The organism is Dehalobacter sp. CP (assembly GCF_047652685.1).
GTDB lineage: Bacteria > Bacillota > Desulfitobacteriia > Desulfitobacteriales > Syntrophobotulaceae > Dehalobacter.
Map to the genome: position 1 here is coordinate 1,192,235 of NZ_CP157399.1, position 12,544 is coordinate 1,204,778.

Sequence of the window (12,544 nt, forward strand, 5' to 3'; positions counted from 1 at the left end):
CGGATGGGAAACAAGGTAGGGATATGGATTAACCATTCTAAAATTACGAAAGAAAGCATCACCCCTCAGCTAATTAATTGGTTCAACAGTCAGGGATGGGAAACTGTACCGGAATGGGACCAGGAGATTACGGAAGATGTTGACTTTGTACTTTCCCTTGGCGGAGACGGCACAGTCTTGAAAGCTGCCAGAGAAGCCGCCCGGTTCAACATCCCGGTTCTCGGCGTGAATTACGGCCGGCTTGGTTTTTTATGCGAGGTTGAACGCGGCGAAATCTATTCTGCCTTAAAAAAGGTGCTGCGCAATGAATATACGGTCGATGAGAGACTCATGATGATTACTTCATATTTTAAAGACGGTCAGATACAGCAGGATATGGTTCTGAATGATGTCGTTTTTATCCGGGACAGTGAAGAGACGCTAATAACGCTTCAGGTCAAGCTTTCCGGTGAACCGATTGCGAGTCCGCCTTCGGACGGCTTGATTATTGCAACACCGACAGGCTCGACCGCCTATTCACTTTCAGCCGGCGGACCTGTTGTGAGCCCGGATGTTCAGGCCATGCTGATCACGCCGCTGGCTGCCCATGCGCTTTCCTCCCGGCCGATGGTCATATCAAACAAGGAAAAAATAGATATCAGTCTGACCAGAGGCAGTAAATGCCGGGTGACCGTTGACGGAAAATATATGACGACCATGAATTCCGGAGATGTGGTCCGGATCGAAACGGCTCCGATCAAAGCAAGATTTATCCGGCTTGGAGGAAGGAGCTTTCCGAAGGTTGTCCGGGAGAAACTCCGGGACCGCTGGCATGAATAATGAGAGCATGAACGGTGTCTTCAATCCGAAGGGGATCGAAAATATGCAGACAATGTTAAAAATGTATCTGCAGCACCTTATCCAGCCGGGAGATCAGGTGTTGGATGCTACGGCAGGACGCGGCAAGGACACCCTTTTTCTGGCGGAATGCGTGGGTTCTGAAGGCCGGGTGTTTGCGTTTGATATTCAGGAAGAAGCTATCCAATCAACTCGGGAACTGCTCACAGCGCACAAGATGCTCGACAGGGTCGCCTTATTCCGGGAGAGTCACACAGAGATTGGGCGCCTTGTTCCGCAAGGAATCAGAGCTGCCGTTTTCAATCTCGGCTATTTGCCCGGGAGCAGCAGTCAGACAATCATTACCGAGCCGGAGACAACGCTTCAGGCGGTAAATGATACGTTGAAGCTGCTGGCAGCCAAAGGGGTCATCGTACTCACCGTCTATCGCGGACACAGTCGCAGCCTGGAAGAAGCAAATACATTGAATGCCTATGCAGCAGAACTTTCCAAGAAGGATTTTCATGTCCTGCAGGGAATGTATCTAAATCAAGGTGAGACATCTCCATACTGGCTAATTATTCAGAAGAACAGAGGTGATCATTCATGAAAAGCCGCCGTCAAAAAAAAATCCAGGAACTGATTACCAATGAACCGGTTAAAACGCAGGAGGAATTAGCGCAAAGGCTGTTCGAAGAGGGCTTTAATGTCACACAGGCCACCGTTTCGCGGGATATCAAGGAGATGGGTCTGATCAAGATATCCGGCTCAGACGATGAATACCGTTATGCCATTCAGGCTGAAGCGCATCCGCCCGGGTATCAGGAAAGATTGAAACGAATGTTCAAGGAAGTTGTGATCGCGTTCGACAGCAGCGAAAACATCATTGTGATCAAAACCATACCGGGGAATGCCCAGGCGATGGCGTTGCTGCTTGACAATATTGGCTGGAAAGAAGTGATCGGCACTGTAGCTGGAGATGATACCATCTTTCTTCTGATCAAACCTAAAGAACAAACAGAAATCATTCTGGAGAGACTAGCCGAACTGAGCTGAACCGAACCGTGTCTTTTAATTTTCCATTGACTGAGTGTGGCAAAGAGGAGGAGACCTATGCTCGTAGAACTTCGCATCAAAGATTTTGCACTGATGGAAGATGTCCATTTGCTTTTTGATAAAGGCTTGTCTGTTTTTACAGGGGAGACAGGAGCCGGAAAATCTATGCTGGTAGATGCATTGGGTTTGCTTCTGGGCGGAAGAGCCAGCAATGAATTTCTGCGGCATGGCAAGGACAAAGCGTGTGTGGAAGGGATTTTTTCCAATCTGCCGCTAAAATTGACTGAAATGTTGCAGGACGAAGGATATCCGCTCGAAGATGACATGCTGTTCCTGTATCGGGAAATCAATGATTCCGGCCGGAATGTCTGCCGTGTTCAGGGCAGAACCGTCCCGTTATCCCTGTACCGGACATTCTGTGAAGGACTCGTAGACATTCACGATCAGATGGAGCACCAGTCACTGCTGCAGGCCGAAACCCAGAGGGAGCTCTTAGACAGTTTCGGCGGCGAGGAGCATTTAAAACTACTGAAACAAGTCAGGGACGCGGCTGTCAATTACCGGAACACCATGTCCAGAGAAAGAGAACTCCTGCGTTCGGAGCGGGACAGGGAGAAAAGGGAAGAAATACTGCGTTACCAGATTGAGGAGATCGACCGGATTGCACCGGTTTCCGGGGAAGAGGAGTCTCTGGAACAGGAGAAAAAGTTTTTGCTGAATGCCGAAAAGATCGTCAGTCTTGTCAATGAAGCCTATGATGAACTCTATGCCGGAACCAAAGAAGCCTCTGATGCTGCTTTTGATAGGATTGGGTCAGCCACAGAAAAAATGGGGGAACTCTCGGCGCTTGATCCTGAGATTGAAGAGCTGCATAAGAACCTTGAAGAGATCTATTTCAGTCTTGAAGATTATGTGACCAAACTGCGGTCCTATAAAGATAAGCTGGATTTTGAACCAGGAAGGCTTGACGAAATTGAAACCCGCCTGATTGATCTCAGTAAGCTCAGAAAATACGCGTATACGATTGAAGCTGTTTTGGAAAGACGGGTTGAAATGGAAGAAGAACTTGAAGAAATTGCCCATCTTCAGGATGAAAAGGAAAATATCCGGCGCGAAAAGAAAGAGGCGCTGACAACGTATAACAATCTGGTGGAGGAACTCAGCCTGAACCGCGGCATCCAGGCTGAACGAATTGAAAAGGGCCTGGCAGACGAATTGCTCGATTTGGGGCTAAACGAGGCCAGAATCGAAATCATATTTTCACCAGTCACCGAACCGTCGCCCGAAGGTGCGGAACAGATTGAGTTTTATTTTTCCGCGAATGTCGGAGAACCTCCCAAGCCTTTGGCCAAAGTGGCTTCAGGCGGAGAAATGGCCAGGATCATGCTGGCTTTCAAAAGCTTATTATCGAAAGTGGAAACCGTGGATACGTTTGTCTTCGATGAAGTGGACAGCGGAGTCGGCGGCAGAACGATCATGAAGGTCGCTGAAAAGCTTGAAAAAATATCGGAGAACAGACAAGTGCTCTGCATTACCCACTCGGCGCCGATCGCGGCATTTGCCGACAGCCATTTTGGCATTGATAAAGTCGTTGTGGAAGACCGGACACAGACCAAAGTCAATCGGCTTGGCGAAAGTGAAAGGGTCCAGGAAATGGCCCGAATGCTTGGCGGTGAAAGCGTCGCGCTAAGCCTTGCGGAGGAATTATGGCAGCAGGCTAAAAAATAAATTAACAGGCCAAAAAATGAATTTACGACTTCTTTAAGCTTTGTTTATACAGGTAATCGATCAGTACGACAATCCCGCCCACGAACAAATTTAAATAATAGACGATGAGTCTCCAGAGCATGATCGCATAGATCATAACACCGGAAGGGAAAATTAGCCCGAATATCAGGTAAAATCCTCCCTCGGATGCTCCGGCATTTCCAGGCGTCGGAATGTAATTAATCGCCATGTAATGCAAAGACTGCACAGCAAGAATATCAAACAGGGACGCGTCTCTTAAACCAAATGACAGATAGACAAAATAGGTCACGCAAAAGTACACGATGACTTGAATCAACGTATAGAGACAGGTTAGAAGCAGAGCTTTGCGGTCTCTCAGGAACAAGCGCAGAGAACTTCTGTATTCCTCAATATGCCTGGAAAAGATTTGATCATTCATATTCTTGGCCAGTTTGATTTTATGAAGCAGTCTTAAGATCAGAAGGCAGACCTTTTTCACAATCGAACTGTTGTAACAGAGCAAAAGCAGAGCCAGCGTCGATATGATATTGATCATAAAACCTATAGCAATGAAGGTTTTGCTGACCGCACCCTGCTCAAAGATAAAATCATACTTAAAAATAGCCATAACCAAAGCGAAGGCAGTCACAATAATATGATAAATCGTAAATTTATTGATCGTGACTGATGTAGCCAGCCCCAGCGGGATTTTATAGTCATTTTTCATCGTATAGACCTGCGCGACAGGCTGTCCCCCGCCAGAAAAAGGAGTAATGGAACTATAATACTGTCCAATCAGCGCTATTTTCATATACCGCCAAAAACGGATACCTTGATCAGAAATCTCAACAATCACTTTAATAATTAACGCATCAAAAAACCAAAAAAGGACCATGCAGACAAATGCCAGGAATAACAGCCCTCCATCAGTTATGGCGATCAGGTGAGGTATAATACTAAATTTCGAACTGGAAATCAATATCCAGACGGTCACTGCAATGACCAGGGCTGTAAAAAAATAATTTACAAATATTTTTTTCATCGTTTGTTTCCTTTTATGACTATTATAAAGCCTATTATAACCCAACAAATGACAAGAGTTCTAGCTTTTGTCATTTTCTTATTTCGCCATAAATTTAAGAAATCCTAGAAAACATTTCACAGGATGAAACCTTTTTATAAGGGAAATCTAATACTGCAATAAAAAATTTTATTGTAGTATCTCTGCAGAGAAAAAAATACGTGAGGAGGGTGAAAAACTGAAGGGAAAAAACGGTTTGCATAAAAAACTAACCCGTATTATTTTCCGAATAGGAATTCTCCTCGTTTTTACCCTTAGTATTCAACAAATTGCAGGATTCTATCAGAAAACAGAAACCAGTCGTTTTTACCCGGTAATTAATTATCTCGATTTTTTTTCAGCAGGCAAGGAAGTCAATAAAGTACGGCCATCCGTTATTCCAGGCGGACAATCCATTGGAGTGACCTTGCAGACCAAAGGAGTCTTGATCGTAGGATATGCTCCGATCACGAACAAGGAAGGCAAACAGTCTTATCCTGCAAAGGATTCTGGAATAGAAGTTGGGGACATCATTTTAAAAATTAATGGCATCACAGCAACGAATGATTTTCAGGTAGCACAGGAAATCGATAAAAAATGCAAAGAAAACAAAACAATTGTGCTTGAGATCAAACACAAAGAAAGAATTCTGGAAAAAAAGATTCAGCCGGTATTCTGCTCAGAAACCCAAAGATATCGGATAGGGCTGTTTATCAGGGACGAGGCTGCAGGAGTGGGAACTCTGACGTTTATTGAACCCAATACGAAAATATTCGGGGCTTTGGGACACGTCATCACGGATATTGATACCAATGACCAAATTGAATTAAGTGACGGCAAAATCGTCGAATCCACAATCTACTCCATTGAAAAAGGTCAAAGAGGAGACCCCGGAGAAAAAATTGGTACGTTTATGCTTCAGTCAAATTTCACCGGTAAAATTGCCAAGAATTCAGCCAGCGGGATATTTGGTATTTATGAAGGTGAAATCCGGAATCCGTATTTCAGTACCATGGTTCCTATAGCCTGGAAATCCGAGGTTGAGGTTGGACCGGCTAAAATCTATACGGTTTTAAAAGACAATACCATCGAAGAATTTGACATTAAAATAGAAAAAATTATGCAGTACCGTACAGACAACAAAAATATGATTATCAGGATCACCGACCCGGAATTGCTGGAAAAAACCGGAGGGATCGTCCAAGGTATGAGCGGCAGCCCGATTATTCAAAATGGCAAAATTGTTGGTGCCGTTACGCATGTATTTGTCAATGATTCTACCCGGGGATACGGAATATTTATTGAGAAAATGATCGACGAATCAGGTATAACGAGTAAAGCTGCAGCCGCCCGCGAGGGCGGTTTCTTCAGTACATGCATGCTTAATATATTTTCTTATTATATTTTATAAAATGATATTTGATACTGAATATATATATTTTTCCAATAGATCAGAAGGAATTGGTAAATTCTTGTCGAAAAGTAACTAGATTGGATTTATATGTTTTTTCGGTGTATCTTTGGAAACTGGAGGATAGTTCGATGGAAACGATAAAAGTTTTGTTGGCTGACGATAACCGCGATTTTATTGAAGTATTAAAGGAATATATAAGCAATCAAAAGGACATGGTGCTTTCGGGTGTAGCTTATAACGGAAACGACGCACTGGATATGATCAAAAAAGAGGAACCTGATGTCGTGGTCCTGGATATAATTATGCCTCATCTCGACGGATTAGGCGTCATGGAAAAACTAATAAACACGATCAAAAGGCCCAAAGTGATCATTTTAACTTCTTTTGGCCAGGAAAATATGACACAGCGGGCAGTTCAGCTAGGGGCTGACTATTACATATTGAAACCGTTTGATTTGGAAACGTTAGGGAAAAGAATACGGCAGCTGGTCGGGGTTTATGAAGCCGCTCCTTCGTTTAACAATATTTCAAATGCGATGTTATCTTCGAATATGAGCAGTGTTATCCAGGTTAACGCCAAAAATTCCAAGATGATTGAAGTTGAAGTTACCAAGATGATCCAGCAGATGGGAGTACCCGCGCATGTTAAGGGCTATCAATATCTGAGAGACGCTATTGTCTCCGTGATCAAAGATGTTTCTCTGCTTGGTGCTGTGACCAAAGAATTGTATCCCATGATCGCAAAAAATTATGGGACGACTCCCAGCAGAGTGGAAAGGGCAATCCGCTATGCGATTGAACTAGCCTGGGACAGAGGAAATATTGATTTCATGAACAAATTTTTTGGCTATACGATTAATGTTGACCGCGGGAAACCGACCAATTCCGAATTTATCGCGATGGTCGCAGATAAATTGAGAATTGCTGATAATTAATTGCCTGCTGAGCTCAGTACCTCAGAATTTTATTTCGAATAAATTCTGAGGTGTTTTAAATTGTTAAACTATATACGTATTGAATGGCGGTCTAGGTTTTGCCAAGGTATTGGATGATCTGGGCCTTATCTTCCCTGGAAGCATGATAAATTGGCTGAAGCTGACCTTTGGAGATGCCGGCCCATCGCAAATAGATAATTTGTTCGTATTGTTTTTCAAATACCGGATCAAAATATTTTAGATTTAAAATAATATAATGCTGATTGACCTGTCTGACATCCATTCCCTGGGTCTGAATATCGACGGTGACAACTAAATCCACAGTGGAATCAGGAGAAACATAATTGGCGAGGGAGATCTGATCAACCTGGAGCGGTTCGGCATTTAAATCACTGTCTGCAAAGATGGCCTGACAATGGAGTGAAGCTGCCGGATGCGTACCGACGTTGGTGAAGTGAAAGCTGAATGTCAGATCTTTTTTATGGAGGATCTCGACAGAAGGAGATTGCGTAAAGGTAAGGTAGGGTCTGACTGATTCCCGTTCTTCCTTCCAGGCTGTCAGGGAAATATAGACGGTAATCATGGAGGTAACAGCAAATATAAAGGTTGTTATCGTTACCAACAACTGATAGGTGTTATGATGAGATTCAGTCGGCATATTTACGCCTCCCAGACCAAATAGATAGGATATAATGTATCATAGTATGGAAGAAGGCAATAATATGCCAGCATCCGGTCCAAAATCCATTAATCGGGATAACTGATTTCATTCAATATTTTAGAACACAGGAGGTTCTTCATGGATAATAATGGCCTGACAGAAAAATGTATTGCCGAACAGACCGTATATTCCGGAAAGTTCATCAGTATCAATCAGGATACCGTTGAACTGCCGAATGGAAAAACGTCCATTCGGGAAATTGTAAGGCATCCGGGTGCTGTAGCCATCGTGCCTGAACACGAAGGCAAGATCCTGATGGTTCGCCAGTACCGCTATGCGCTGGCCAAAGAAACGTTGGAAATTCCAGCCGGTAAAATGGACCCAGGTGAAGATCCGGAAACTTGCGCCTTAAGAGAATTAAGAGAGGAAACAGGTTATGAAGGAGAACTGAACTATCTTGGCTCCTTTTATACATCACCGGGTTTTACCGATGAAGTTATCCATATCTACCGGGCACAGCAGCTGAGCTGGTCCCCTCTGGACTGTGATGAGGATGAGTTTCTGAATGTCGTAGCTGTTCCGAGGGAACAGGCCCTGCAAATGGCAGGGAGCAGCGGATTCTTTGATGCCAAAACTGCCATTGGTCTGCTTCTGGCTTTATAAAAGATAAATGACATAGTCTTCTGCCTTCCTGAATATGATTTTCTTGAGGACAAGTCTTCGGGGAGGTAGAACGATGAAGAAAATGCTGTACGATCATATCAAGCAGTACTGGGTTATCTATCTGACGCTCTGCTGCGTATTTCTGGCAGGAGGTGTTTTCGGAGCAGTTGGGGTCGGTTCATTGGGCATGGAAAAAGCGAAAGAACTAACCGGGTTTTTCAACAGCCTGCTCGGAGAACAACCAACTGCCATCGACACGTCATTTCTTCAGCAGCTGGCCAGGGATAACTTTATTATGATGGCAGGAATATGGGTCCTCGGCTTGACGGTGATTGGAGCTCCGCTGGTGTACCTGATCGTTTTTACGAGAGGATTTATCTTCGGTTTTACCGTTGTGTTCATTATTCAGCTGAAAAAAATGATGGGCTTGGGCTTGGTCCTGTTTACGGTTCTTTTTCCATCGCTTCTGGCGGTTCCGTGTCTTCTGCTCGGAGCCGGTCTGGCGACTGTTTTTTCGTTTCTTCTGCTGCAGGGAAGGATGCGGGGCGATTTTTTGAAGAATAACTTTCTCCACTACTGTGGCATGGCCCTATTGATCTCCATCGCGGCTTTAGCCACAGGGGTGATACAGGGATATTTTACCATACTGGGAGCCCGTCTTTTTGGTTTATAGACAGGGCATGAGCCTTGTTTTTTTGAATTAAATGTGAACGATAATCCCTAAAGAAAAGGATAATTCCTCCTTGCGTAGAAATGAACTGCTGGGAGGATATTTTATGTCTAAAGATAGCAAATTAAGGGATGATCTATTAGAAGATTATCTATACCATCTGCGTGTTGAAAGAGGACTTTCCGTAAATACCTGTTCCAATTACAGCAGGGACCTCTATAAATTTGTGCTTTTTGTTCAGGAAAATGGCAGGACAGTTTTGCAGTGCAGTACCTCAGACCTGATCACTTTCATTTTGGACGAAAAGAAGCAGGGGAAATCTGCAAGAACACTGGCTAGGTATACGGCGGCTTTAAGGGGATTTTACGGGTACCTGCTTCAGGAAGACAAAAGAAATGATGATCCAACGGTCTTTCTGCCGGCCCCTAAACTCGAACAAAAGCTGCCCCACGTCTTGTCGGAGATCAATCTGACCAGGGCAATTGACCGGAATGATAATCAAAATGATCTCAGCAGCAGAGACCGGGCGATTGTCGAGGTGCTCTATGGAAGCGGGCTCAGGGTCTCAGAGCTGATTGGACTCAGCCTGAACGATATTTCCTATCATTTAGGATATATCCGCTGCCGGGGCAAAGGAAATAAAGAAAGAATCGTACCTTTGGGTGAGCCCGGTATCCTTATCCTAAAGGCATACATTGATTCCACAAGGCAAATGCTGCTCGCCCACAACCCGAAACCAACAGCAGAAGCAAGGAATATTCTTTTTCTCAATTCACGCGGCAAACCGCTGACGCGTCAGGGTGTCTGGCTGATTCTGAAAAAGTGGGCGGCGGAAAACAATCTGGGATCAAGTATCTACCCGCATCTGTTAAGACATAGTTTTGCAACGCATTTGCTTGATAATGGCGCTGATTTGCGTTCGGTTCAAGAAATGCTCGGACATGCCGATATATCAACGACTCAGATCTATACGCATTTAACGAAAAAACGCCTGCTGGATGTTTTCCGCAAATCACACCCGCGGGCCAGAAAAGGAGGAAATACAGATGGCTCGGGCGATACTGATCGTAATGGATAGCGTTGGCATCGGAGCAATGCCGGATGCAGCCCAATATGGCGATGAAGGAAGCAATACGCTTGCGAATATATCCAAACAGGCAGGCGGATTGAAAATCCCGAATCTTCAGCGTATGGGTCTTGGCAATGCACGCGAAATTCCTTTTGTTCCTCCCCAAAGCAATCCTTCTGCCAATTATGGGTTCATGGCTGAAAGATCAAAAGGCAAGGATACAATCACCGGCCATTGGGAAATGACCGGTATCATTCTGGATCAGGCCTTCCCAACTTTTCCGTCCGGCTTTCCCGTTGATTTTATCAGAAGGTTTGAAGCGCGGATCGGCCGGCTGACTTTAGGCAATGAGGTGGCATCCGGTACGGAAATTATGCAGCGCCTCGGGGCAGAACATGTCAGGACAGGAAAACCGATCGTTTATACCTCAGCCGATTCGGTATTCCAGATTGCAGCGCATGAAGAGGTCATCCCGTTAAGCGAACTGATGGAAATATGCAGAATTGCCCGGGAAATGCTGCAGGGTGAATTACGGGTTGCCCGCGTTATTGCGCGTCCTTTTCTCGGTGAAGCGGGCAATTATCAAAGAACGACCAACAGGCATGATTTTGCAGTTGACCCCCCTGCCAGAACACTGCTGGACAGGATTGCTGAAGCCGGGCAGAAGGTGTTGGCAGTCGGCAAAATTAACGATATCTTTAATGGCAAAGGAGTCAGTGAGCATGTCAGCTCTCGCGGAAATGACGATGGAATCAGCAAGACCATTGAATATCTGCGACGGGACGACCCCGGCTTGATTTTTACAAACCTTGTTGATTTCGATATGGTTTATGGACACCGCAATAATGTCAGGGGTTATGCCGAGGCCCTTGAGGCCTTTGATGCCAGAATCCCGGAGATTACCGGCATTCTCAGGCAGGATGATATCCTGTTTATTACTGCCGACCATGGCTGTGATCCGACGACAGTAAGCACAGATCATTCCCGGGAATACGTTCCGCTGCTTGTATACGGGCCGAAGCTGAAGCAGGGAGTGAATCTCGGACAGAGAGCCTGCTTTGCAGATCTTGGAGCAACCATCGCCGAATATTTGGAGGTACAGCCAATTGAAACCGGAACCAGTTTTTATACGCAATTAAAAGGAGAGAATCAGCATGATTAATGAACAAGTCATGACGACATGGCTGAATGATGCCCAAAACTTTCTGCTCAAAAAAATCCCATACATTCCTGAACTAGGAATCATTCTGGGCTCAGGTCTTGGCAAGCTGGCCGAACTTGTGGAAGATGCGGTCGTTATTCCGTACAGTGAGATCCCGCATTTTCCTGTGTCTACCGTTACAGGGCATTCCGGCAAGCTGATTGTCGGAATACTGGGGGACAGAAAGGTCATGGTTCTCCAGGGACGTTTCCATTATTACGAAGGTTATGAGATGTATGAAGTGACTTTCCCAGTCCGTCTGATGCAAATGATCGGGATGAAAGGTTTGGTCGTGACCAATGCCGCCGGCGGCATCCATCCGGATTACCATCCCGGTGATCTGATTGTGATCAAAGACCATATCAATCTGACTGGAAGCAATCCGCTGCGCGGAGCGAATCTCAGCAATCTTGGACCGCGTTTCCCGGATCTCAGTGAAGCCTATCACGGCAAATGGAGAGAGCGAGCGCTCTCCCTGATGACGGAGTACGGCTTGAATCCCCGGCAGGGAGTCTATGCGGCTCTCAGCGGACCGAGCTATGAGACGCCTTCGGAAATCCGTTATTTGAGAACGATTGGGGCCGATCTTGTTGGGATGTCTACCGTACCGGAAGTCATTGTTGCGAATCATGGCGGGATGAAAGTGCTCGGCATTTCATGTGTGACCAACATGGCCGCCGGGATCTTGGAGCAAAAGCTTGACCATCAGGAGGTATTGGCGACGGCGGATCGAATTGAGGAGACATTTCTGCGGTACATGAGGCAGCTAATCGCGTTGCTGGACTGACGGTATCCAGTCCGATAGGAGTGTTATTCCTTGCGGATTGAGCAAGCCTTTTTATCATTTCGATTTGGGATAGGTCTGCCTGCTGAAGATTACTTTTGGGTAGGTCTGTATGCCGAAAAACAAATTTGGGGTAGGTCTGCGTGCCACAGCACCGCTCTTCGGCAGTTGCGCCCTCCATGGCGCAAATTGCCGCGCTACGCAATCCTTGCTCCGCTTTTCGCGGAGCCGTGGCACGCAGACTGATCTGAGGGTTTTATCCCAGCGCAGATAATCGCAGATGATTGTTGAAAAGACAGTTGTTCCAATGATAACCCCATTTCTTTAGCTGGAAAGCCCCATCTATTAACTGTGAGCCTTGTCCATCCATGGACGTCAATTGCCGCGCTGCGCAATCCTTGCTCCGCTTTTCGCGGAGCCGTGGCACGCAGACTGATCTGAGGGTTTTATTTCAGCGCAGATAATCGCAGATGATTGTTGAAAATAC

At 45.6% G+C, this 12,544-nt stretch carries 13 protein-coding genes; 11 read left to right on the plus strand and 2 right to left on the minus strand.

Annotation, left to right across the window (positions count from 1 at the left end; all coding sequences use genetic code 11):
• Nucleotides 1-3 precede the first annotated feature (3 nt).
• The 4 genes from AAH944_RS06070 to recN are packed head-to-tail and all read left to right on the plus strand — an operon-like array spanning nucleotide 4 to nucleotide 3,600.
• A complete protein-coding gene (locus AAH944_RS06070) occupies nucleotides 4-819 on the plus strand; it encodes an NAD(+)/NADH kinase (RefSeq protein WP_415537326.1) in 816 nt (271 codons plus the stop codon).
• Entirely contained in the window at nucleotides 812-1,426 is a 615-nt protein-coding gene (locus AAH944_RS06075; protein WP_415537328.1) for a class I SAM-dependent methyltransferase, read from the plus strand. The genes AAH944_RS06070 and AAH944_RS06075 overlap by 8 nt, the downstream gene beginning before the upstream one ends.
• A complete protein-coding gene (gene argR / locus AAH944_RS06080; protein ID WP_415537330.1) occupies nucleotides 1,423-1,872 on the plus strand; it encodes an arginine repressor in 450 nt (149 codons plus the stop codon). Before AAH944_RS06075 ends, argR begins: the two co-directional genes overlap by 4 nt.
• A 57-nt stretch (nucleotides 1,873-1,929) precedes the next feature.
• A complete protein-coding gene (gene recN / locus AAH944_RS06085) occupies nucleotides 1,930-3,600 on the plus strand; it encodes a DNA repair protein RecN (RefSeq protein WP_415537332.1) in 1,671 nt (556 codons plus the stop codon).
• A gap of 22 nt (nucleotides 3,601-3,622) precedes the next feature.
• Here the strand turns inward: recN and AAH944_RS06090 are convergent, their stop codons facing one another.
• Nucleotides 3,623-4,642 (minus strand): lysylphosphatidylglycerol synthase transmembrane domain-containing protein, encoded by a 1,020-nt coding sequence (locus tag AAH944_RS06090; RefSeq protein ID WP_415537334.1) that lies wholly within the window; start codon nucleotides 4,640-4,642, stop codon nucleotides 3,623-3,625.
• Between the two features lie 235 nt (nucleotides 4,643-4,877).
• Here AAH944_RS06090 and spoIVB point away from each other — a divergent pair, with 235 nt between their 5' ends.
• Nucleotides 4,878-6,071, plus strand: coding sequence for a SpoIVB peptidase (spoIVB, locus tag AAH944_RS06095; RefSeq protein WP_415537336.1), 1,194 nt, complete (start codon nucleotides 4,878-4,880; stop codon nucleotides 6,069-6,071).
• Between the two features lie 131 nt (nucleotides 6,072-6,202).
• Nucleotides 6,203-7,009, plus strand: coding sequence for a sporulation transcription factor Spo0A (spo0A, locus tag AAH944_RS06100; RefSeq protein ID WP_415537338.1), 807 nt, complete (start codon nucleotides 6,203-6,205; stop codon nucleotides 7,007-7,009).
• A gap of 91 nt (nucleotides 7,010-7,100) precedes the next feature.
• On the opposite strand, the gene AAH944_RS06105 is transcribed toward spo0A, so the two are convergent.
• Nucleotides 7,101-7,667: a hypothetical protein gene (locus tag AAH944_RS06105; protein ID WP_415537339.1), complete on the minus strand. Its 567-nt coding sequence runs from the start codon at nucleotides 7,665-7,667 to the stop codon at nucleotides 7,101-7,103.
• A gap of 141 nt (nucleotides 7,668-7,808) precedes the next feature.
• Between AAH944_RS06105 and AAH944_RS06110 the strand changes: the two genes are divergently transcribed.
• The 5 genes from AAH944_RS06110 to AAH944_RS06130 all read left to right on the plus strand — a co-directional run bounded on the left by AAH944_RS06110 (nucleotide 7,809) and on the right by AAH944_RS06130 (nucleotide 12,060).
• Nucleotides 7,809-8,333, plus strand: coding sequence for an NUDIX domain-containing protein (locus tag AAH944_RS06110; protein WP_415537341.1), 525 nt, complete (start codon nucleotides 7,809-7,811; stop codon nucleotides 8,331-8,333).
• Nucleotides 8,334-8,406: 73 nt separating this feature from the next.
• Nucleotides 8,407-9,006 (plus strand): stage II sporulation protein M, encoded by a 600-nt coding sequence (locus tag AAH944_RS06115; RefSeq protein WP_415537343.1) that lies wholly within the window; start codon nucleotides 8,407-8,409, stop codon nucleotides 9,004-9,006.
• 103 nt (nucleotides 9,007-9,109) lie between these two features.
• On the plus strand, nucleotides 9,110-10,081 hold the full coding sequence (gene xerD / locus AAH944_RS06120; RefSeq protein WP_415537345.1) for a site-specific tyrosine recombinase XerD: 972 nt from the start codon (nucleotides 9,110-9,112) through the stop codon (nucleotides 10,079-10,081).
• Nucleotides 10,050-11,234, plus strand: a complete 1,185-nt coding sequence (locus AAH944_RS06125) for a phosphopentomutase (protein ID WP_415537347.1) — start codon at nucleotides 10,050-10,052, stop codon at nucleotides 11,232-11,234. Before xerD ends, AAH944_RS06125 begins: the two co-directional genes overlap by 32 nt.
• Nucleotides 11,227-12,060, plus strand: a complete 834-nt coding sequence (locus tag AAH944_RS06130) for a purine-nucleoside phosphorylase (RefSeq protein ID WP_415537349.1) — start codon at nucleotides 11,227-11,229, stop codon at nucleotides 12,058-12,060. Before AAH944_RS06125 ends, AAH944_RS06130 begins: the two co-directional genes overlap by 8 nt.
• Nucleotides 12,061-12,544: the final 484 nt, after the last annotated feature.